Annotated in this window: 21 protein-coding genes; 5 read left to right on the top strand and 16 right to left on the bottom strand. The window is 73.4% G+C overall.

All coding sequences use genetic code 11. The features are described from left to right. Positions 1-48: 48 nt before the first annotated feature. The 13 genes from AC3RJ9_RS03460 to AC3RJ9_RS03400 all read right to left on the bottom strand — a co-directional run bounded on the left by AC3RJ9_RS03460 (position 49) and on the right by AC3RJ9_RS03400 (position 10,717). On the bottom strand, positions 49-714 hold the full coding sequence (locus tag AC3RJ9_RS03460; protein WP_144861677.1) for a CoA transferase subunit B: 666 nt from the start codon (positions 712-714) through the stop codon (positions 49-51). After that, positions 711-1,520 (bottom strand): CoA transferase subunit A, encoded by an 810-nt coding sequence (locus tag AC3RJ9_RS03455; RefSeq protein ID WP_061867907.1) that lies wholly within the window; start codon positions 1,518-1,520, stop codon positions 711-713. Before AC3RJ9_RS03455 ends, AC3RJ9_RS03460 begins: the two co-directional genes overlap by 4 nt. A gap of 31 nt (positions 1,521-1,551) precedes the next feature. Then, positions 1,552-2,760, bottom strand: a complete 1,209-nt coding sequence (locus AC3RJ9_RS03450; RefSeq protein WP_113913915.1) for an acetyl-CoA C-acetyltransferase — start codon at positions 2,758-2,760, stop codon at positions 1,552-1,554. A gap of 190 nt (positions 2,761-2,950) precedes the next feature. Then, on the bottom strand, positions 2,951-4,018 hold the full coding sequence (locus AC3RJ9_RS03445) for a 2,3-butanediol dehydrogenase (RefSeq protein ID WP_041104337.1): 1,068 nt from the start codon (positions 4,016-4,018) through the stop codon (positions 2,951-2,953). 217 nt (positions 4,019-4,235) lie between these two features. Beyond that, complete coding sequence (gene prfB / locus AC3RJ9_RS03440) at positions 4,236-5,357, bottom strand: peptide chain release factor 2 (RefSeq protein WP_049147200.1); 1,122 nt, start codon at positions 5,355-5,357, stop codon at positions 4,236-4,238. 12 nt (positions 5,358-5,369) lie between these two features. After that, entirely contained in the window at positions 5,370-6,104 is a 735-nt protein-coding gene (locus AC3RJ9_RS03435; protein ID WP_049147203.1) for an alpha/beta fold hydrolase, read from the bottom strand. Further along, positions 6,101-6,559: a Tad domain-containing protein gene (locus AC3RJ9_RS03430; RefSeq protein ID WP_036381775.1), complete on the bottom strand. Its 459-nt coding sequence runs from the start codon at positions 6,557-6,559 to the stop codon at positions 6,101-6,103. The genes AC3RJ9_RS03435 and AC3RJ9_RS03430 overlap by 4 nt, the downstream gene beginning before the upstream one ends. Continuing rightward, positions 6,559-6,987, bottom strand: coding sequence for a hypothetical protein (locus AC3RJ9_RS03425; RefSeq protein ID WP_036313982.1), 429 nt, complete (start codon positions 6,985-6,987; stop codon positions 6,559-6,561). The genes AC3RJ9_RS03430 and AC3RJ9_RS03425 overlap by 1 nt, the downstream gene beginning before the upstream one ends. Then, positions 6,971-7,399, bottom strand: coding sequence for a TadE/TadG family type IV pilus assembly protein (locus AC3RJ9_RS03420; protein ID WP_036381779.1), 429 nt, complete (start codon positions 7,397-7,399; stop codon positions 6,971-6,973). Before AC3RJ9_RS03420 ends, AC3RJ9_RS03425 begins: the two co-directional genes overlap by 17 nt. 2 nt (positions 7,400-7,401) lie before the next feature. Beyond that, complete coding sequence (locus AC3RJ9_RS03415; RefSeq protein WP_010079078.1) at positions 7,402-7,608, bottom strand: hypothetical protein; 207 nt, start codon at positions 7,606-7,608, stop codon at positions 7,402-7,404. An 87-nt stretch (positions 7,609-7,695) separates the two neighbouring features. After that, on the bottom strand, positions 7,696-8,637 hold the full coding sequence (locus AC3RJ9_RS03410; protein WP_041104286.1) for a type II secretion system F family protein: 942 nt from the start codon (positions 8,635-8,637) through the stop codon (positions 7,696-7,698). Next, positions 8,634-9,491: a type II secretion system F family protein gene (locus AC3RJ9_RS03405; RefSeq protein WP_010079080.1), complete on the bottom strand. Its 858-nt coding sequence runs from the start codon at positions 9,489-9,491 to the stop codon at positions 8,634-8,636. Before AC3RJ9_RS03405 ends, AC3RJ9_RS03410 begins: the two co-directional genes overlap by 4 nt. Next, entirely contained in the window at positions 9,491-10,717 is a 1,227-nt protein-coding gene (locus AC3RJ9_RS03400; protein WP_041104284.1) for a TadA family conjugal transfer-associated ATPase, read from the bottom strand. The genes AC3RJ9_RS03405 and AC3RJ9_RS03400 overlap by 1 nt, the downstream gene beginning before the upstream one ends. 237 nt (positions 10,718-10,954) lie before the next feature. On the opposite strand from AC3RJ9_RS03400, the gene AC3RJ9_RS03395 reads away from it, so the two are divergent. Both AC3RJ9_RS03395 and AC3RJ9_RS03390 read left to right on the top strand, forming a co-directional pair. Then, positions 10,955-13,954: an FtsK/SpoIIIE domain-containing protein gene (locus AC3RJ9_RS03395; protein WP_119217429.1), complete on the top strand. Its 3,000-nt coding sequence runs from the start codon at positions 10,955-10,957 to the stop codon at positions 13,952-13,954. A 578-nt stretch (positions 13,955-14,532) separates the two neighbouring features. Beyond that, complete coding sequence (locus tag AC3RJ9_RS03390; protein WP_123244100.1) at positions 14,533-15,111, top strand: dienelactone hydrolase family protein; 579 nt, start codon at positions 14,533-14,535, stop codon at positions 15,109-15,111. 19 nt (positions 15,112-15,130) lie between these two features. Here AC3RJ9_RS03390 and AC3RJ9_RS03385 read toward each other — a convergent pair whose 3' ends face one another. Together AC3RJ9_RS03385 and AC3RJ9_RS03380 are read right to left on the bottom strand one after the other, a co-directional pair. Then, positions 15,131-16,534, bottom strand: a complete 1,404-nt coding sequence (locus tag AC3RJ9_RS03385; protein ID WP_123244099.1) for an MFS transporter — start codon at positions 16,532-16,534, stop codon at positions 15,131-15,133. A gap of 71 nt (positions 16,535-16,605) precedes the next feature. Beyond that, a complete protein-coding gene (locus AC3RJ9_RS03380) occupies positions 16,606-17,187 on the bottom strand; it encodes an LURP-one-related/scramblase family protein (protein ID WP_123244098.1) in 582 nt (193 codons plus the stop codon). Positions 17,188-17,328: 141 nt separating this feature from the next. On the opposite strand from AC3RJ9_RS03380, the gene AC3RJ9_RS03375 reads away from it, so the two are divergent. Genes AC3RJ9_RS03375 through AC3RJ9_RS03365 form a run of 3 tightly spaced genes read left to right on the top strand, consistent with a single transcriptional unit; the run spans position 17,329 to position 19,722 of the window. Next, the gene (locus AC3RJ9_RS03375) at positions 17,329-18,519 is read left to right on the top strand and encodes an LLM class flavin-dependent oxidoreductase (RefSeq protein ID WP_123244097.1); all 1,191 of its coding nucleotides are present in this window, start codon (positions 17,329-17,331) and stop codon (positions 18,517-18,519) included. Then, complete coding sequence (locus AC3RJ9_RS03370; protein WP_123244096.1) at positions 18,516-19,205, top strand: FMN reductase; 690 nt, start codon at positions 18,516-18,518, stop codon at positions 19,203-19,205. The genes AC3RJ9_RS03375 and AC3RJ9_RS03370 overlap by 4 nt, the downstream gene beginning before the upstream one ends. Next, positions 19,177-19,722, top strand: a complete 546-nt coding sequence (locus AC3RJ9_RS03365) for a MarR family winged helix-turn-helix transcriptional regulator (RefSeq protein WP_227717910.1) — start codon at positions 19,177-19,179, stop codon at positions 19,720-19,722. Before AC3RJ9_RS03370 ends, AC3RJ9_RS03365 begins: the two co-directional genes overlap by 29 nt. Before the next feature lie 99 nt (positions 19,723-19,821). On the opposite strand, the gene AC3RJ9_RS03360 is transcribed toward AC3RJ9_RS03365, so the two are convergent. Then, positions 19,822-21,048 (bottom strand): trypsin-like serine protease, encoded by a 1,227-nt coding sequence (locus AC3RJ9_RS03360; RefSeq protein ID WP_223247523.1) that lies wholly within the window; start codon positions 21,046-21,048, stop codon positions 19,822-19,824. Positions 21,049-21,095: the final 47 nt, after the last annotated feature.

The following is a 21,095-nucleotide window of genomic DNA, read 5'->3' as shown; positions in this document are numbered from 1 at the left end:
GATGCCCGCCGAGGCGGTGCGCCGGGGCCGCGGGGCGGCGTCGTCGGCTCAGTCCAGCGGCGCGCCGGTGAGCGCGCGGACCTGCTCCTCGGTGATGCCGGGCGCGGTCTCCACGAGCGCCAGGCGGGGCTGTTCCGGGGTGCCGACGACGTCGATCACGGCCAGGTCCGTGATGATGCGGTCGACGACGGCGCGGCCGGTCAGCGGCAGGGTGCACTGGTCGACGATCTTGGGGGTGCCGTCCTTGGACACGTGGTCCATCATGACGATCACGCGGCCGGCGCCGTGGACGAGGTCCATCGCACCGCCCATGCCCTTGACCATCTTGCCGGGCACCATCCAGTTGGCCAGGTCGCCCGCGGCGGAGACCTCCATGCCGCCCAGGACGGCGACGTCGATCTTGCCGCCGCGGATCATGCCGAAGCTCAGCGCGGAGTCGAAGAAGGACGCCCCCGGGTTCACGGTGACGGTCTCCTTGCCCGCGTTGATCAGGTCGGGGTCCACGGCCTCCTCCGTGGGGTACGGGCCCGTGCCGAGGATGCCGTTCTCGGACTGCAGCACCACGGACCGCCCGGCGGGGATGTGGTTGGGGATCAGCGTGGGCATGCCGATGCCGAGGTTGACGTAGGCGCCGTCCGGCAGCTCCTGCGCGGCGCGGGCCGCCATCTGGTCGCGGCTCAGGCCCCGGGGGCGCCCGGTGGTCTGCTCGCTCATGCCCGCCCCTCCCCCGATGCGCGCACGGTGCGCTTCTCGATCCGCTTCTCGATGTCCGTGCCGACCTCCACGATCCGGTGCACGAAGACGCCGGGCAGGTGCACGTCGTCCGGGTCGATCTCGCCGGGCTCGACGAGCTCCTCCACCTGGGCGATGCACACACGGCCGGCCATGGCCGCGGGCGGGCCGAACTGGCGGGTGGCCTTGCGGAACACGAGGTTGCCGTGGCGGTCGCCCTTCCAGGCGTGCACAAGGGAGAAGTCGGTGACGATGGAGCGTTCGAGCACATAGGTCTCGGGCTCGTCCGGGGCCTGGCTGAGGTAGCCCTCGCCGAGCACGAACGTGTCCGTGGGCTTGGCCTGCGAGGACTTCACCACGGTGCCGTCCGCGTCGTAGCGCATGGGCAGGCCTCCTTCGGCCACCTGGGTGCCGACGCCGGAGCGGGTGTAGAACGCCGGGATGCCGGCGCCGCCGGCGCGGAGCTTCTCCGCGAGGGTGCCCTGCGGGACGAGCTCCACCTCGAGCTCGCCCTCGAGGTACTGGCGGGCGAATTCCTTGTTCTCCCCCACATAGGAGGAGGTCATCTTCCGCAGCCGGCGCGCGCCGAGCAGGAGGCCCAGGCCCCAGCCGTCCACGCCGCAGTTGTTGGAGACGACGGACAGGTCCGTGGCGCCCTGCTCGAGCAGGGCCTCGATGAGCTGCACGGGGTTGCCGGAGAGCCCGAAGCCGCCGACGGCCAGGGACGCGCCGTCCGGCACGTCCGCCACCGCCTCGGCGGGCGTGGCCACGGTCTTGTCGAGAGCCATGTCCGGGGTCCTTTCTGTCAGGGGCGGTCTGTCAGCGGAAGAGGATCAGGGCCTCGCCCTGGCCGCCGCCGCCGCAGAGCGAGACGGCCGCGCGGCCGCCGTCGCGCCGGTCGAGCTCGAGGGCGGCGTGCAGGGCCAGCCGGGCGCCGGAGGCGCCGATCGGGTGGCCCAGGGCGATGGCGCCGCCGTGGATGTTGGTCTTCTCGTGCGGGTAGCCGAGGTCGCGCAGGGACTGCACGGCTACGGCGCCGAACGCCTCGTTGATCTCGATGAAGTCAAGGTCGGCCACGTCCCAGCCCTGCTTCCGCACCGCCGCGGCGATCGCGTCCGAAGGCTGCGAGTGCAGCTGCGAGCTGTCCGGGCCGGCGGTCTGGCCGGGTGCGCCCACCGTGGCGAGGATCGTCAGGCCCTTCTCCTCGGCGAAGGCCCGCGAGGTCACCACGAGGGCGGCGGCGCCGTCGGACAGGGGCGAGGAGTTGCCGGCCGTGATGGTGCCGTCCTTCGCGAACGCCGGGCGCAGGGCGCCCAGCGACTCGGCGGTCGTGTCCGGGCGGACCCCTTCGTCCTGGGAGACGACCAGCGGGTCGCCCTTGCGCTGCGGGATCTCCACCGGGGCGATCTCGCCCTCGAAGACGCCCTCGGACTGGGCCCGGGCGGCCCGCTGGTGCGAGGCCGCGGCGACCTCGTCCTGCTCGGCGCGGGCGATGTTCCGCTCGCCGTTGCCGGACTCGGTCAGCTCGCCCATGGCCTCGTGGCTCAGGGAGTCGGTGAGGCCGTCCCACGCGACGGCGTCGAGCATGGTGGCCGGGCCGTACTTGAAGCCCTTGCGCGCGCCGGGCAGCAGGTGCGGGGCGTTGGTCATGGACTCCTGACCGCCGGCCACCACCACGTCCACCTCGCCGAGGCGGATGAGACGGGCGGCGTCGATCACGGCGGTGAGGCCGGACAGGCACACCTTGTTGATCGTCATGGCCGGGACGTTCAACGGGATGCCCGCGGCGAGCGCGGACTGGCGGGCCGGGTTCTGGCCCGCGCCGGCCTGCACGACCTGGCCCATGTAGACCATGTCCACGTCCTCGGGGGCCACGCCGGCGCGCTCGAGCGCGTGCGTGATCGCGTGGGCGCCCAGGTCCACGGCGCGCAGGTCGGCCTGCTGCGAGAGCAGCCGGGTGAAGGGCGTGCGGGCACCGCCCACGATCACGGCATCGGTGGGCTGAGGCTGGGGCAGCTCGGCGGTCATGCGGTCCTCCTGGGACGTTCAACTCGGTTCATCACGATTCACTCAAATGCAGTCTATGACCCCGGTCACAGGCGCGCCAGGGAGCGACGCGTCTGTGACGGCGCGCCGCGGCACAGGGACCACGACGGCCCGCACCCGCAGCGCGCGGGTGCGGGCCGTCGTCGGGACGTCCGGGGATCGGGCCGGAGCCTCAGAGGCCCTGGCCGGTGGGCGAGACGAGGATCTTCACGGCCGTCTCGTTGTGGTGGATGAGGGTCTCGAAGCCCTGGTCGACCAGGTCGTCGAGGCCGATCTTGCCGGTGATGAACGGCGCGAGGTCCACGGCGCCGTCCTCGACCATGCGGATGGTGTCCGCGTGGTCGTTCGCGTACGCGATGGTGCCGCGCAGGTCGATCTCCTTCATCACCAGCTTGTGCAGGGCCACGGCGGGCTCGTGGCCCCAGATGGACTCGTTGACGATCACCCCGCCGGGACGCACCGCGTCCAGCAGCATGTCCAGCACCACGTCCACCGAGGTGCACTCGAAGCCCACGTCCGCGCCCTGGCCGTCGTGCAGCTCGCGGATCTTCGCGGGCACGTCCACCTCGCGGGGGTCGAATGCCTCGTCTACCACGCCGGCCTCGAGCACCTTCTGGCGGCGCAGCTCCGAGAGCTCGGAGACGTACACCGTCAGGCCCTTGCCCTTGAGCACGGCCGCCGTGAGCGCGCCGATGGGGCCGGCGCCACCGATCACTGCCACGCCCGACGTCGGAGAGCCGGCCCGCACCCACGCGTGGTGGGCCACGGAGAGCGGCTCGATGAGCGCGGCCTGGTCGAGAGGCACGGAGTCGGCCACCGGGTGGACCCAGCGGCGCTGCACCGCGATCTGCTCGGCCAGTCCGCCGCCGTCGCCGCCCAGGCCGATGAAGTTCATGTCCGGCGCGAGGTTGTAGTCCGGTCGGTCCCGGTCCTCCTCGCGCACGATGTACGGCTCCACGACGACCTTCTGGCCGACCTCGAGGTCCGTGACGCCCTCGCCCAGGGCGGCGACGGTGCCGGACATCTCGTGGCCGAGCGTGACGGGGGCGGCGTCGCCGGAGATCGGGTGCGGGTGCCCGGCCGGCGGGATGAAGATCGGGCCCTCGAGGTACTCGTGCAGGTCCGTGCCGCAGATGCCGCACCACGCGACGTCCACGAGGACCTGCCCCGGGCCGGCCGTGGGCGAGTCGATCTCCTCGATGCGGATGTCCTTCTTGCCGTGCCAACGGGCGGCGCGCATGGTCATGCTGGTCGACCTCCTGGGTGGGAATGGAGTCTGGTGCCGGACCGGCGCGCGGGGGCGCCTGCCCGGTGCTTCGAGCATCCCACCGGGCCGGTCTCCCGGGCCAGGCCCGAGGCCCCTGCGGGGGCTTGAACGGCGACGCCGGCCGGCGCCTCACTGCGGAGGTGCGGGCCGGCGTCGTGGTGGCCTGGGCGGCGGGGCCGCGCCGTGGGGCTCAGTCCTCCTGGGCGGCCTTGACCTGCTCGGCGCGCCAGCGGATCCCGGCGTCCACGAAATCGTCGATGTGGCCGTCGAACACGGAGGAGGGGTTGCCCTCCTCGTGGCCCGTGCGCAGGTCCTTGACCATCTGGTACGGGTTCAGCACGTAGGAGCGCATCTGGTCGCCCCAGGACGCCTTGACGTCGCCGGCCATCTCCTTCTTCTTCGCGTCCTCCTCGGCCTTGCGCAGCAGCAGCAGACGGGACTGGAGCACGCGCAGGGCGGCGGCACGGTTCTGGATCTGCGACTTCTCGTTCTGCATGGACACGACGATGCCGGTGGGCAGGTGCGTCATGCGGACGGCGGAGTCCGTGGTGTTCACGGACTGGCCGCCGGGGCCCGAGGAGCGGAACACGTCCACCTTGATCTCGGACTCGGGGATCTCGATGGAGTCGTCCGACTCGATCAGCGGCACCACCTCGACCGCCGCGAAGGACGTCTGGCGGCGGCCCTGGTTGTCGAAGGGGCTGATGCGCACGAGGCGGTGCGTGCCGGCCTCCACGGAGAGGGTGCCGAACGCGTAGGGCGCGTTGACCTCGAAGGTGACGGACTTCAGGCCGGCCTCCTCCGCGTAGGAGGTGTCCATGACCTTGGTGGACCAGCCGCGCTGCTCGGCCCAGCGCAGGTACATGCGCATGAGGGTCTCGGCGAAGTCGGCCGCGTCCACGCCGCCGGCGCCCGCGCGGATGGTCACGACGGCGTCGCGCTGGTCGTACTCGCCGCTGAGCAGCGTGACGACCTCGAGTTCCTCCAGGGCCTTGCGGATGGAGGTCAGCTCCTGGTTCGCGTCGTCGAGGAGGGAGGGCTCGTCCTCCTCCGCGGCGAGCTCGACCATGGTCTCCAGGTCCTCGATGCGGCTCTCCAGGGAGGTGATGCGCTTGAGGTCCGTCTGACGGTGGGAGAGCTTGGAGGTGACCTTCTGGGCCTCCTCCGGGTCGTCCCAGAGGTCCGGTGCGGAGGCCTGCTGCTCCAGTTCGGCGATGTCCGCCTTGATGCGGTCGAGGTCCGAGACCTGCTCGATGGAGGCCAGGGTGTGGCGCAGGGAGTCGATCTCCGCGGAGAAGTCAGTGTCAGCCATGATTCGGCCAGCCTACCGCGTGGGGTGGACGCCGGTCGTGTGCCAGCGGCGGATCGCCGCCGCGACGGCCTCGGGCTCCGTGACGTGCGGCCAGTGGCCCGTGCTGACATCGACGACGGTGGCGTGCTGCGTGACCGCGTCCAGGTCCCGTTGGTGGACGTCCCGGGTGCTGCGCACGTACAGCGTCGGGACGGTGATGCCGGCCCAGAGGGCACGGGTGTCCGCGGCGAGGACGGCGGCCCAGAGCTCGCGCATCGGATGGTCCGGCGTGGCGTCCAGGTCGGTCAGGATCCGCTCGCGCCACGGCTCCGGGACGAGGAGGTCCCGCGCGAGCGAGGCGCGGAGCACGCTCCGCCAGTCCGGGCGGGCGGCGAGGCGGGCCTTGGCCGCCCGGGCGGCCAGGGCGGTGTCCGTCACCGGGACGTTCGAGTCGATGACCACGAGGGCGCGGGGCCGCACCAGCCCGTCGGCGACGGCGCGCAGCGCGATGACCCCGCCCGTGCTGTGGCCGATCAGCAGCCCCGGCACGGGGCCGGCCTGCGCCGCCCAGGTGCGGGCGGCGTCGAGGACGGGGTCCGCATCGGTCGCCGGCCGTGCGGCCCGGGGGCGGCCCTGACCGCCGGCGTCCGTGCCCGGGTGGCCGGGCAGGGCGGGCGAGGCGGCGAGGTCGGCCACGGCGCCGAGGGCGTCAGCAAGGGGCTCGAAGTGGGCGGGCCGGCCACCGATGCCGTGGAGGAAGCGGATCACCGGGCCAGGCTAGTGCGACTGCTGCCCGTCGCCTCGAGGGGGACCGACAGGGGCAGTGTCCCCGCGAACGGGCCGGTCATGGCGAACAGATCGGCCCGGGCGTCGAGGGTGACGACGACGGTGGTGCCGTCGTCGGCCACGCGGGCGTTCATCCCGCCGAGCCCGGGCACGGCCTCCTGGGCACCGACGGCCGCGAGGTGTGCGCTGGCGGAGGCGGCGACGTCGTCGTCGGAGAGCACGACGCCCGGGTCCTCCCCCAGCCGGAAGCCGAGCTCCTCTGCCCCGGCGATGGCGGCCGAGTCCGCGAGCGACTGCAGGCGGCGGTGCTGCAACTGCACGGTGGTGACCGCGAGCATGACCAGCATGAGGGCCACGAGCACGGCGCACAGGCCGACGGTGAGGACGGTGGTCTGCCCGTCGTCGTGACCCAGGCGAGCGGTGAGGCGGCGGCGCATCAGAACCTCGGCACAGTCTGCCGGGCGTCGGAACCCACCGTCACGGGGGTCAGCGACCACGCTGCCGGCGTGAGAGGGACGGGCACCCCCACGTCCACCCGCACGGCGACGACCTCGCCCGGTTCGAGCGTGCCACAGCCGCCCTGATCGCAGCCGACGGTCAGGTCGTACTGGCCGGCGCCCACGCCGTAGTCGGCCAGCGTGAGCTCGACGGTGGCGTGGGCGGCGCCTGCGCTGGGGTGATCAGCCTCGGCGACCACGGCCTTGACGGCCTGGTCAGCGGCGGCGACCGAGGCGAACGCCGCGGCCTGGACCTGGGAGACGTAGATCATCAGGTACACCACGGGGATCAACAGGACGAGGGTGAGGCCCAGGAATTCGACCGTGGCCGCTCCCCGCTCGTCGCGGACGTCATTGACGGAACGCATGACCGCTCACCTCCACGGGGATCGGGCCCGGCAGGAACCCCAGGCCGGGCAGCGAGCTCGAGACCGTGACGCGCAGGACCGGGACCCCGTCCTGGCTGGTGAGCTCCGCGGCGACGTCGGCCCCGGACTGGCCGGGCACGCCGGCCGAGAGCAGCTCCCGAGCCCGCTGGACGCCGTCCTCGGGGCTCCGGTCCGCGAGCGCCCCGTACCGGGCGCCGGCGGAGGCGGCGTCGATCATCACGTTGCGCGTGTGGATCACGACGCCGGCCTGGAGCAGCGCCGCGAAGAGCAGGACGACCAGGGTCATCACCATGGTGGACTCGGCCACCGCGGCGCCCCGGTCGTCCCGCCAGCGGACACCCGTGTGGCCGCCACGGGGCGCCTGCGCGCCGTGGGCAGCACCCCGGGGCATGCTCAGCCGCCCTGGGACACCTGGGAGATGGCCTGGTTGAACAGTCCCTGGAGCGCCGGCAGGGCGAGGGCCAGCAGGCCGGCCACGAGCACGGCGGACATGAGGGTGATCATCACCCAGCCGGGGACGTCGCCGCGCTCGTCGCGGACGTCGTCGTGGATGAGGGCGCGCAGGGCGGCCAGGACGGTGATGGCGTGGTGGTGGAGCATGGTCCCCTCCTCGGGTGGCCGGCCGCCCGTGCGGCCGGAGTGGATGGTGATCGTGGGTGGATGGATGGACTATTCAGTTGTGGGTCTTCAGAACCCCAGGCGCATCAGGGAGATGCCGGGGAAGACGGCGAAGATCACCGTGAGCGGGAGGATGCCGAACACGAGGGGCACCATCATCTGTATCTCCTTCCGGCCGGCGGCCTCCATGAGCTCGCGGCGACCCATCTCACGCACGTCCTGGGCCTGCGCGCGCAGGACGTCGGCGAGGGGCGTGCCGCGGTCGAGCGCGATGAGCACGCCCCCGATGAACCGTTCGACGGGGGCCAGCTGCACGCGCCGTCCCATGGCCTTGAGCGCCGCGGACAGCGACGCCCCGGCACGCATGTCGGCGAGCGTGGTGCGGAACTCGCCGGCCAGCTCCCCGCGCGCCGTCCCCGCGATGCGTTCGAGCGCTCCGGCGGCGCTCTCCCCCGCGCCCACCGAGAGCGCGAACAGCTCGGCCACGGACGGGAACTCGGAGAGGATGGCCTCGCGCCGCCGTCGCACCCGCAGGGAGAGCAGCTGCTCCCGGAGCAGGAACCCGGCCATGCCGCCGGCGATCACGAGGGCGACCCCCGTGATCACCGGCACGCGGCCCGTGACGGTGAGGCTGAGCGCGAGGACGGCCGCCACGGCGGCCCCCGCGGCTCCGCTCAGGACCTGCTGGGCACGGAAGTCCGTCGACGTGACCGCGAGCCCCGCGGCGGCCAGCTTGCGGTCGAGCGCCACCCCGCCCGGGGAGATGCGCTGGACCCAGCCGACTCCGGCCTGCACCACGGGATCGAGGATGCGTCCCCACGCTCCCCAGGGTGAGGCGCCCGCACGTTCCTCCTCGAGGAGGCGGGAGGCCGGGATGTGGTGGCGCAGCTGCGGTTCGACCCGTTGCTCGAGGCTGGGGCGCCAGCCCACCGGCTGGGTGACCAGGATGAGGAGCAGTCCCGCCCCGAGGGTGAGGCCCAGGAGCGCGGCCCAGATCAGCGCGGACGTCATGCGAACACCCGCTTCTCCCGGGGCAGCGCGCCGATGCGGAGCATGACGCGGTAGCAGACGACGGAGGCCACCATGCCGGCGAGGAGCACGGCCCCGCCGGCGGCGGACCGATAGGCCGCGACCGCGGCGGGCTGGGTCCCCAGCAGCAGAAGCACGAGCCACGGGGCGCACACCGCCAACCGGGCCGCGTTCACGGTCCACGACTGCCGGGCCTCGAGCTCGGCGCGGATGCGGGCGTCCTGCCGGAGGAACTCGGAGAGGGTCTGCAGCAGACGGCCGATGTCGGCGCCCCCGACCTCGCGGGTCAGGCGCAGCGAGACCACCAGGCGGTCCGCGACGGGGTCGGCCATCCGGGCCTTGAGCCGGTCCAGTGCGTCCACGAAGCGGGCTCCGGCCCGGTAGTCCCGGGCGAACTGCTGGAACGGCTCGCGCAGCCCCTCCGGCCCGGTCTCCCCGAGCTGGATGAGCGCCTCCGGGAGAGTCAGGCCCGCGCGGATGGCCGACCGGGCGTGGTCGATCGCGTCCGGCCACAGCTCGCGCAGTGCCGTGGACCGCCGGCGGGCCTGCCAGGACAACAGCAGCCAGGGCACGGCCGCGCCGAAGACGGCGAAGCACGCGGCGATGGTCCACGTACTGGTCAGCGACAGGACGAGCAGCCCGACCACGAGACCGCCGACGGCCATGGCGGACACGACGCCGGCCGGGCTGAGACGCTGGATGCCGGACTGGGCGATCAGCACACGCAGGCGCGAGTCGGGGCGGGCGGCCCCGGGTTTCTCCGTGGGAGGGGACCAGAGGGACCACCACAGCAGGAACAGGCCGCAGCCGAGCGCGAGCCCCAGCAGCGCGGCCATCAGCGCAGCCCCACCAGCTCGTGGACGTCCACGCCGCGACGGGCGAGCGCCTCGAACTCCAGGTTCGCACCCTCGTTGAGGCGCAGGTCGCCCTCGGCGTCACGCTGGAAGAGCGCCGACGTCTCGATGACCCCGCCCTCCACCCGTGAGCCGACGGTGAGGATCTCCCGCACCCGCCGGCGGCCCTGACGGTCGCGCTCGCAGTGCACGACGACGTCGATGCACGTGGCGACCGTCGGGACGACGAAGTCCCGGGAGATGTTCTCCCCGGCCAGCAGCGGCAGCGTGCAGAGCTTCGTGAGCGCGTCCGCGGCCGAGTTCGCGTGGATCGTGCACATGCCGGCCAGGCCGGAGTTCAGCGCGACGAGCATGTCCAGTGCCTCGGCCTCGCGCACCTCGCCGACGATCAGGCGGTCCGGGCGCATCCGCAGCGCCTCCTTGACGAGGCGGCGCAGCGGGATCTCGCCGTGGCCCTCCAGGTTCGGCTGGCGGCACTGCAGCCCGACGACGTCGCGCACCGGGATCTGCAGCTCGAAGATCTCCTCCACGGTGATCACCCGCTCCCGCGGGCCGATGGCCGAGGCCAGGCAGTTGAGCAGGGTGGTCTTGCCCGCCTGGGTGGCCCCGCTGACGAGGATGTTCATGCCCACGTCCACGGCCGCGTCCAGGAAGCGGGCCGCCGTCGGAGTGAGGGAACCGCCCCGGACGAGGTCGTCCAGCCGGCGCGCCCGGGCGATGAACTTCCGGATGTTCACGGCCCAGTGCCGCCGCGTGATGTCGGGGATGGCCACGTGCAGGCGCGAACCGTCCGGCAGGGCCGCGTCGACGAACGGCATCGACAGGTCCAGCCGCCGGCCCGAGGACTTCAACATGACTTCGACGAGGTCCTGCACCTCCTCCTCGGTCAGGACGATGCCCGTCAGCTCGGAGCGGCCGGACCGCGCGCAGTAGACGGCGTCCGGCGCGTTCAGCCAGATCTCCTCCACGGACGGATCGTCCATGAGCCGCTGGAGTGGCCCGAGGCCCGCGATGCGGTCGAACAGGTCCTGCCGCGCCGCCACGGGATCCTCCAGGTCCGGCAGCGAGCTGACCATCGCGCGGGACTCGTAGTCCGCCGCCGCGTCCTGGATGAGCGTCAGGACCCGGGCGTGCTCACGCTGCGGGTCAATGCCCTGCCGCCGGACGATCTCCCGGATCTCGTCCTCGAGAATGCGCACCGCATCCATGTGTCCCTCCTGTGCCCGATTCGGCGCCATCCCCAGCGCCGCACACGTCTCGATCAGGAAGATACCCCGTTCCGTCGACGCGTGTGGTCCAGGACACCATGACTGTGGACAACGTGGTGGCGGTCCCGTTCGACGGGGAGTTGTCCACAGGCCGCCCGAACCGCCATCCGGCCGTGGCAGGGTCGTCCCCAGGCGGCCGGACGGGCCGGTCGCCGTTCTCGGGAGGGAGGGGCGGGGATGGCCTGGAGCGTGCGGATCCTGGGCGGGGCCGCTCCCGAGACGTGGCGGGTGGAGCACTTCCCCGCCGACGCGGGCGAGCAGGATCGGGCGGTGCGGGAACGTTTTCCCGCCCGGTCGCTGCGCCGGTGCGCTGCCGGGCCGCGCAGCGTGACGTACGCGGAACGGGTCGGGAGTGCACCGACCCGCGGGCCGGAGCTCGCGGTGGTCACCGAGCACGGACCCGACGCCGGCCGCCTCGTCCCTCTGGGGGAGGGCGGGTTGAGCGTGGGACGCGGCGAGGCGCGGCTGTTGCTGGACGATCCCTCTGCCCCGTCGCGGCCGATGCGTCTGCGGCTCGCGCCCACCGGGCTGCACGTCCACGACGGCCCTCGGGGCACCGGACGCCTGTGGGACGGCCGCAGCCCGCTCCCTGTGGGCCGGACCGCCCTGGGCCTGGTCCGCGGGCCCGGGTCCGCCCTGCCGCGGCCGATCACACCGGAGCCGCCCGCCATCGACCTCGGATCCCCACCGGCCCGGCAGTCCGTCGTGATCCCGCTGGTGGCCGCCCTGGGCCCGCTGGTGCTCGGGGTCGCCCTGGTCCTGATGATGGGCAACCCGATGTTCCTGCTGTTCGGCGTGCTGTCCGTGACGGTGGCGCTGGTCATGCTGGCGATGCAGCGCCGCACCCGGCTGCGGCATGCGCGGCTGCTCGCCGCCCGCGCGGACGCGGTCGTCCGCCGGCGGGCTCGGGCGGCACTGAGCCCCGGTGGGGTGGCCCGCGCCGTCCGCTCCGGCGCGACGGACCGCTTCGGACTGACGGCGGGGGCCGACGAGGCCGTGGCGGTCTCGTGGGGTTCCGGCATCGGGGCGCTGTCCCTGTCGCGGGACGACCCGGACGAGGCATGGGTGGAGGCCGTCACGTCGCGGCGCACCGTGATGACGACGTCACCGCCGGAGTCGCGCGTCGTCGTGGTCGGGCCGCCGCGCGATGTGGCCGGGGCCTGCCGGTGGGCGGTGTTCCAGCTCCTGCGGCACGCGGTGGCCGCCGACGGCGCGTTCGTGGTGGAGGCCGGTGGAGTCCGCCGCACCTGGCGGTCGGGCGGGTCCGGCCCGCGGCTGCTGGTGTCGGCTCCTGAGGACGCGGCACTGGATCCGGCGTGGCGAGCGTGGCGGGCCGCCATCGGCGACGACGCGGGGACGACGCCCACGGCCCGGACGGATCTGCCCTGGACGCGGTACGACTTCACCGGGCCGTCGCCTGCGCCGGGGGACGCCGTCGTCGACCTGCGCGGGCGCACCGTCGTGGTCCCGGCGGAACAACAGCGCTTCGAGGACGTGACCGCCGACGGCCTCGCCGACGGCACCCTGGTCGCCTGGCTGACCGAGCTGGCCGACGACGTCGTGAACCTCGGCCTGCTGCCCACCGACGACGGGGACGGCACGCTCACACCACCGGGGCAGGTGGGCGCCCGTGATGCCGTCGACGGGCTCACCGTGACCCTCGCCCGGGGCGGCGACGAGACGGGCGTCGTCGAGATGGACCTGGCCGCCGACGGTCCGCACCTGCTCATCGCGGGCACCACGGGATCCGGGAAGTCGGATCTCCTGCTGTCCCTCCTGCTGGGAGCCGCGGCGCACCACCCGCCGGCCGAGGTCGCGTTCCTGCTGCTGGACTTCAAGGGCGGCGCGTCGTTCGGCTCGCTGGGCGCGCTCCCCCACACGATGAGCCTGGAGACCAACCACGTGGGAACGGCCTCGTTGCGGGCGCTGAGCGCCATCCGGGCGGAGCTGCATCGCCGCGAGGCCCTCTTCGCGGAGGCCGGGGTCAGCGACTATCCCGGTTTCCGTCGCCGCCATCCGGACGCGGCGCTGCCTCGGCTCGTCGTGGCGATCGACGAACTGCGCGTGCTCGTGGACGACCACCCGGACGCGGCCGCCGTCCTGCAGCGTCTGGCCGCCACGGGCCGCTCCCTCGGCTTCCACCTCATCCTGGCCACGCAGCGGGCCACGGGTGCGGTGGGCTCGGACCTGCGCTCGAACCTGGGCAGCACGATCGCCCTGCGCACCGCGACGGAGCAGGAGTCGTGGGACCTGGTGGGCACGGCCGCCGCGGCCCGGCTCGACCCGCGTCGCCCCGGCTCCGCGATCCTCTCGACGGCGGGGCGCCCGACGGTCGCGTTCCGCGCGTCCCAGTGGACGGTCGACGGCGGCACGCCCGTGTGGCGACGGCTGGGCGAGGCCGCGGCCGCCCCGGCCGTCGCCCCCTGGGAGGCCGTCGTCTCGGTCCTGGTGGAGAAGTACGCGGCGGGTGACTGGCCGACACCCCCGCCCGTGGTCACCCCCGCCCTGCCGGAGCGCTGGGTGCCGGACCGCGCTCGCCGGGCGGAGGCCACGGCCCTGGCCCTGCTCGACGACGCGGCCCACGGCCGGCACCGTCCCTGGCGGTGGCCGACCGGCGCGGAGGGACGCACCGCATGGATCGTCGAGGCCGCGGGCGGTCGCGCGGAGACGCTGGCCGCCGTCGTCGAAGTGGCGCTGCGCAGCGGCCGGCCGGTGGCCGTGCTGGACGGCACCGGGGAGGCCGCGGCGGCCGCGCGGTCCGGGACGCCGGTGCTGACCCCGGACGTCGAGGGGGCCGGGGAGGCCGCCCTGGCCCGCCTGCGCGAGCTCGCGGCCGCCGGCGGCACGGCGGTGATCACGGGCTGGAACGCGTGGTCCGGCCTGCGCGTCGGGGACACCTACCGCACGGTCGAGGAGGACGTGCACGACTGGCTCGGCCGTCCGACCGCCGCCGGCCTGCGGTTGGCGGTGTTCGGCGGCCGAGAGCTGGCGACGGGCCGGCTGCTGCTGCACCTGCCCCACCGCTTCTTCGTGCCGGCCGGGACGAACGCCGAGCACCGGCTCATCTGGCCACGGCTGACCGAGGTCGAGCCCCTGCCGGGGCGGGCCGTGCACATCAGTCCCGCCGTCCCCGAACCCGGCATGCCCTGCCAGCTCGCGTCTCCCGCCCCGGCGTGACCGCACTGACGGCGATTCCCGTGTGACCGCAGCGGAACGGTGGACTCAGCTCCGACGTCCACCCGGCGAGACGTTCTCCCGTCCTCCGTCGAACGTGGATGCCGTGGTCGAGGTCGCCAGGAGCAGTCGGACAGGGCGCCCCTTCGTCGCCGTCCGTCCAAAGGGGACGCCGCATCGTCCGGCGAAGACGTCCCGAAGGTCGCAAGACGGATGAAGCGAGGAGGCTGCTGTCCGGTCCTGCCTCGAGTAGCCCCGTGACCGTTCGCACGAGTGCCTCGGCACTCATGCAGAAGATTCCTCGCCGCTCGCTCGCGCAGTCTCCGGTGGGCAGGAGCCTCCTTTCCGCATCCGCACCGACAGCATGCGTCCCCGAGTCTCGCCCCCACCCAGCAGAGCACGCCCGGGGAGGAGCGCTGCAACGAGAACCCAGGGCACCGGTCGGAGAAACACTGCGCTTGCCCTCCACGCAATGAGCGGCAACTCACCCGTGGCGACAGACGCGAGCCACCTCACTTCTTCGCCCCGATCACCCACCCGCACTCTGGGGCAGCCGCTCACCGCGGTCTACGCTCTGACCCATGGCGCAGATCGTCCTCTTCCACCACGCCCTCGGTCTCACAGACGGCGTGCGCGCGCTCGCCGAACAGATCGCCAGCGGCGGTCACACCGTCCACACCCCTGACCTCTACGACGGCCGCACGTTCGCCACCGTGGACGAGGGTGTCGCCCACGCCCAGCACCTCGGCTTCGAGGAGATCGGCCGACGCGGCATGCGGGCGTGTGCCGAGCACCAGGAGGCCTCCGTCGTCGCGGGCATCAGCATGGGCGTGATGCCCGCCTGGCGTGCCGCCCAGGTGGTCCCCGGCTTCCGCGCGTGCATCGCCATGGCCGGCGTCCTGGCCCTCGACGCCTACGCCCCGCTCTGGCAGCCCCACACCGCCCTGCAGATCCACCTCGGCACCCGCGACCCCTGGGCCCTCGAGGGCGACCTCGAGACCGCCCGCTCCTATGCGGCCACCGCCGAGCACCCGGACCGCCCCGCCGACCTCTTCGAGTACGACACGGACCGGCACCTGTTCATGGACTCCTCCACCGCGGACTTCGACGCGGACCTCACCGCCATGCTGATCCGACGCATCCACGAGCTCCTGGCCTGAGCCGCGGAGCGGGCCCGACTCAGGCGGAGCGCCGCCCGCGCGCCACCGTCGCCAGGGCGGCCAGCAGCACGAGCACGAAGCCCGCGGCCGCCGCGAACACGTAGCCCGCGGACGGGGCGATGCTGTCGATGAACACGCCGGCCAGCGGGGCGCCCATCGCGGCGCCCGCGGTCATGGCCGAGCCGTAGAAGCCCATCGCCTCGCCACGCCGCTCCTCCTCCACGAGATGCGACAGCCGCGACGAGGCCGAGGCCAGGGTCGGCGCCGTCAGCAGGCCGGAGGGGATCGAGGCCAGCGCGAGCGCCCACACGCCGTCCACGAGCGCGAGCGGCACCGTCGCCACGGCGAACAGCGCCATCAGCAGGTACGGGTGCACCTGGCGGCCCCACGCCCCGTAGAACAGCCCGCCCACGGCGGAGGCGCCGCACCAGAACGCATACACCAGACCCACCGACGCCGCGGCGCCCTGCGACTCCAGCTCGGCCACCATCGAGACCTCGGTGCCGACCATGACGATCCCGGCCGCCATCGACACCACGAGCACGCCGAGCACCTCCGACCCGACCCAGGAGAAGTGGCTCCGCCGCCACTGCCGCAGCCGCTCGGCCCGGGCCCGGCGCGGCGCCGTCGTCGGCCCGGAGCCGTCCGCGGCGATCACCGGCAGCGCCCCGCTGACGATCGGGATGGCCTCCGTGATGGCCGGCAGTGCGCCAGTGGCCAGGCTGGGGGCGGCCATCTCCACGTGCATGGGCGCGGCGGTCACCGCCTGGGCGATCGCCTCCTGACGGTCCTGCTCCTCGGTGTACGGGTCCTCGGTCGCCGGTCCGACGACGGCCAGCTGACTCGACCGTGTCGGCGGGTTGAACCACATCAGCAGGATGCCGCCCAGCGCGCTGGACAGGCCCACGATGGTCAGGCCGAGGGCGCTCGACCACGTGGCCGCGACGACGGCGCCCAGCGCCGGGCCCATCATGAAGATCGTCTCCGTGACGATGGAGTCCAGGGCGAAGGCCGTCTGCCGGTCCTTGCCGCGGGTGAGCACGCCGAGTCCCTGACGGACGACGGAGAAGATCGGCAGCGAGAACACGCCGCCCAGGAACACGGCCAGGAGCATCGGCCAGAACGGCAGCCACGGGACGATCGGCCAGATCACCGCCTCCGCGATCACGGAGGGCAGCAGTGCGCGGCGCAGCCCCTTCGCGTCCACCACGCGGCCCCGCCACGGCGAACCCACCGCGATGCCCAGCGTCATCGCCGCCGCGGCCAGGCCGGCCTGGCCGTAGCCCAGCCCCAGCGTGAGCGCCACGTGGAGGGTGAGGATCACCCCGGCCGCGGTGTGCGGGAAGCGGGCGATGAACCCCACCGCCAGCAGATGGCGGATCCGAGGGTCCTGCAACAGCCGTCCGTACGCTCCGAAGTCCACCGTCGAATCCTATGGGAGGCGTCAAGGCACGCCCCGGAGGCGCCGCCGAGACGGCCGCACGTCCAGCGGACTCAGCTGGTGCTGCGCCGGTCCTTGGCCCGGATCAGGTCGAGGGCGATGGCCGTGCCGAGCACGGCGCAGCGCACCACGGGCGGCATGCCGGGCTCCAGGCGCATCTCGTACCGCGAGCGCCCGGCCAGGGCGTTCATGACACCTCCGAACCGCGCGGTCACGCGGGCGATCGGCTGCTGGCCCACGGTCATGGCGTAGTCGTGGTCCCACAGGTCGCCGATCACCGCGAAGCACGTGCCGTCCACGACCTCGACGCTCACGGACGTCCGCAGGAACGCGAACTGGCGGGCGAGGTGGGCCAGGGGCAGCCCGTCGGCGTCCAGGATCGCGAAGCGGTCGCGGCCGAACGTGGCCGGGTCGGCGAGGCGGAAGAGCACGCGGCCGTCGTCACCGTCGACCACGTCGAAGCTGCGGTTCCCCATCAGCATTCGGCCCAGGCCCCCGCCCGTAGTGACCACCGAGACGACGGTGCGCCCGTCCGGGTCCGTCACCTGGATGTCGTTGGACAGGAAGCTCGTCACCTGCTGCAGGATGAGGACGTCCGTGTGGGCGAGGCGACCGGCGTCGAAGGCGGGGCTCATGGGACCAGTCTGCCGTGTCGGGCCCTGCGGAATATTCAGGACGGGGCGGCTCGTTGTGCGGTATAGTTCATTTTTGAAGGACACGGCGACGGCGCGGCCGGCACCGTGAGACCCTCCCCCGGGCACACTGAGGAGCACACCATGCAGTTCGGCGTCTTCACGATCGGTGACATCACCGCCGATCCGACGAACGGGACCGCCCCCACCGAGCATCAGCGGATCAAGGACACCGTCAAGATCGCCCGCCACGCCGAGCAGGCGGGCTTCGAGGTGTTCGCGACCGGTCAGCACCACAACCCGCCCTTCGTGGCCCCGGGCAACCCGCCCACGCTGCTGGCCTACCTGGCCGCGCAGACCGAGACCCTCCAGCTCTCCACGGCGACGACCCTGATCACCACCATGGACCCGGTGCGTCTGGCCGAGGACTACGCGTACCTGCAGCACCTCGCCGACGGTCGCGTGGACCTGACGATGGGCCGCGGCAACACCGGCCCCGTGTACCCGTGGTTCGGCAAGGACATCCGCCAGGGCATCCAGCTCGCCGTGGAGAACTACAACCTCCTCTATCGCCTGTGGCACGAGGAGACCGTGGACTGGAGCGGCAATCACCGCACCCCGCTGCAGGACTTCACCCTCACCCCGCAGCCCCTGGACGGCGTCGCCCCCTTCGTGTGGCACGGCTCCATCCGCTCCTCCGAGATCGCCGAGCAGGCCGCCTACTACGGCGACGGCTACTTCCACAACAACATCTTCTGGAACAAGGAGCACGTCATCCAGATGGTGCGCCTGTACCGCCAGCGCTACGAGTACTACGGCCACGGCAAGGCCCATCAGGCGTACGTGGCCCTGGGCGGCCAGGCCTACATGGCGAAGAAGTCGCAGGACGCCGTGGCGGAGTTCCGCCCCTACTTCGACAACGCGCCGGTCTACGGCCACGGCCCCTCCCTCGAGGACTTCTCGAGGATGACGCCCCTGACGGTCGGCTCGCCGCAGCAGGTCATCGAGCGCACGCTCACGTTCCGCGACTGGGTGGGCGACTACCAGCGCCAGATGTTCCTCATCGACCACGCCGGCCTGCCCACGGACACCGTCCTCCGGCAGATCGACCTCTTCGGCGAGGAGGTCCTGCCCGTGCTCCGCAAGGAGTTCGACGCTCTGAAGCCGGACGACGTCCCGGCGGCCCCGACCCACGAGTTCCTCGTGGCGCGCGCCCGCCGCGGCGAGGCCCCCGTGCCCGGCGGCAAGGAGGGATCGCCGGCCCAGCTCGACCGCGCTGCGGCCGCCGAGCAGCGCGCCGCCGCCGATGCCGCGAAGGGCGGTGCCGCGAAGTGACCACCCCCGGCGCCGTCGATGCCTCCGCCCCGTTCACGCCGCAGGCCCGGCACCTCGCCGTGGTCTCCGGCGGGTCCGGGGACCCGTCCCAGACCCGCATGCTCGCCGAACGCATGGCGGAATCCGCCTCGGCCGCGCTCTCCGAGCACGGCGTGGTCCCGCAGATCCACCTGATCACGCTGCGGGAGCTCGCCGTGGACATCGCGCAGGCCCTGGTGACCTTCGCCATCTCCCCGGCCCTGCGCGCCGCCCTGGACGAGGTCGCCCAGGCCGACGCCGTCATCGCGGTCTCGCCCACGTACAAGGCCTCCTACTCGGGCCTGTTCAAGTCCTTCTGGGACCTCGCGGAGCCCACGTCCGTCGTCGGGGTGCCCGTGCTCCTCGGCGCCACCGGCGGCACCGCCCGCCACTCGCTCATGATCGACACCGCCATGCGGCCGCTGTTCGCCTACCTCAAGGCCCGCATCGTGCCGACCGCGGTCTTCGCGGCCTCGGACGACTGGGGCGAGGCGGCCGGCGTGCAGGCCTCGATGCGGACCGACCCGCTGCAGTCCCGCATCCGGGCCGCCGGACGCGACCTGGCCGAGATCACCCTGAACCGCCCCCCGCGGGCACGCGCCGCCGCGCCCGCGGACCTCGACCTGGAGGTGACCCCCTTTGAGCAGCTCCTCAACCCCGGCCCCTGAGCCCGCCACGCAGGACGCGGCGCCGGCGGAGCCCGACGGCGGCTGGTTCGGCTCCGCCTCGGAGGCGCACCGCCCGGTGGACCCGCCCAAGCGCGCCTGGCGCGCGTACTTCGAGGCCACCCAGATGCTCACGGAGGTCCTGGAGCGCCGCCTGAAACAGGACTGCGGCATGTCGCTGGCCGACTACAACCTGCTGCTGCTCCTCTACGAGTCCCCCGAGGGCCGGCTCCGGCTGGGAGAGCTGGCGTCCCGGATGGTCTTCTCCCCGTCGCGCATCACCTACCAGGTGAAGACGCTCGTGGCCCGCGGCCTGATCGACCGCCGCCCGGTGGCCTGTGACCGGCGGGGCTTCGAGGCCGTCCTCACCGACGAGGGCCGGTCCGCCTTCCGGCGCGCCGCGATCGAGCACGCCCGGCAGGTGGACGAGCTCTTCCTCGGCGACCTGGCGCCGGGCGAGGCGGAGTCCCTCACCCGGATCTTCTCCCGCCTGGGACGGCGGCTCGAGGGGCTGTGCTGACCGCGTCCCCACCTGGCCGGGGCCGCCCCGGGACGTGACGAGGCCCGGTGATCCGTGCGGGATCACCGGGCCTCGTCGTGTCGTTCGGGGCGGAATCGATCAGCCGACCAGCTGACCGCCCAGGGTCACGGTGGCGTCCGTGGCGGCGCCGGCGGCGTCGACCACGGTGACCACCACGGAGCCGCCCGCGGGCACCTCGGCCGGCACGGGCAGCCAGGCGCGGTACTCGCCGGTGAGGTCCAGGCCGTCCTGGCCGAGGACCGTGCCGTCGGCGTCGTAGGCCGTGACGGTGACGGAGGCGAAGCCGCCCTGATCCGTCTGCGCGACCACCTGGGTGCCGTAGGCGACACCCTCGGCGGGCGCGGCCACGACGTCGGTCACGCCCGGCGCAGCGGCCTCGGCGACCGGGGCCTCAGCAGCGGGGGCCGCCTCGGCGGCCTCCTCCTCCGCGGCGGCCTCGGCGCGGGCCTTGAGCTCGGCCGCGATGGCCTCCTCCTCAGCCGGCGTGAACTCGGTCAGCTCGGACTCGTCCACGGCGGGCTCGCCGCCGGTGGGCAGGTCCTCGTCGGCCACGGGGCCCGCGACGTCGGCGATCGCCGGGGCGGTCTCGGCGGCCGGAGCGGTCTCCGCGGCCGCGGCGGTCTCGGCGGCGGGCGCCGCGGAGGCGTCCAGCGCGTCGAGGGACTCGACCGGGACCATGATCGAGGACATCGCCTGGGCGTCGCAGCCCACCACGTTGCCCTCGGCGTCGAAGGTCACCGGGGCGATGCCCGAGATGACCCCGACCACCCGCTGCTGGGCGTCATAGACGGCCCCGCCCGAGTCGCCGGCGTAGGTCGAGGCGGTGTCGAGGGCAACCTGATCCGCGTACGCGTCGTCGCAGACCGTGGCGGCCTCGAAGGTCTGCGTGTGGGACACGGTGTTCGGCGCGCCCAGCGGCACGGACGAGCCGTGGGTGTAGACGGTCTCGCCCACACCGATGGACGAGGCCGGCCGCGTGGACCAGTCGCCCACGACGTCGACGTCGTCGGCCAGGGCCACGCGGACCGCGTCCACGCCCGAATCGCCGGGCAGTGCCGAGACGGTGCCGATCGCGGTGCCGTCGACGTCGCGGACGGTCGAGCCGATCTGCCACTGGCCCGCACCACAGTGGGCCGCGGTGTAGGCGGTGGCGTCGTCGACGATGGTCAGGCTGCACGCCCCGGCCGGCGCGGTGATCGCCGAGCCCTGGGTGAGCGTGGTCTGCGCGAGGGCGGGGCCGGCACCGGCCACCACCACCGCGCCCAGCGCCGCGGTGGCGACGCCGGTCAAGGTTCTGGTTCTCATGGGTACTCCTCGGAGGATGGGAGGCATGGGGCCGGCGCGCGGCGCAC

Source organism: Micrococcus sp. 63XJN7_6_ISO-PGPR-S23-444, assembly GCF_058072765.1.
The sequence above is the reverse complement of the archived record's forward strand: the minus strand, read 5'-3'. Positions and strand labels throughout refer to the sequence as shown.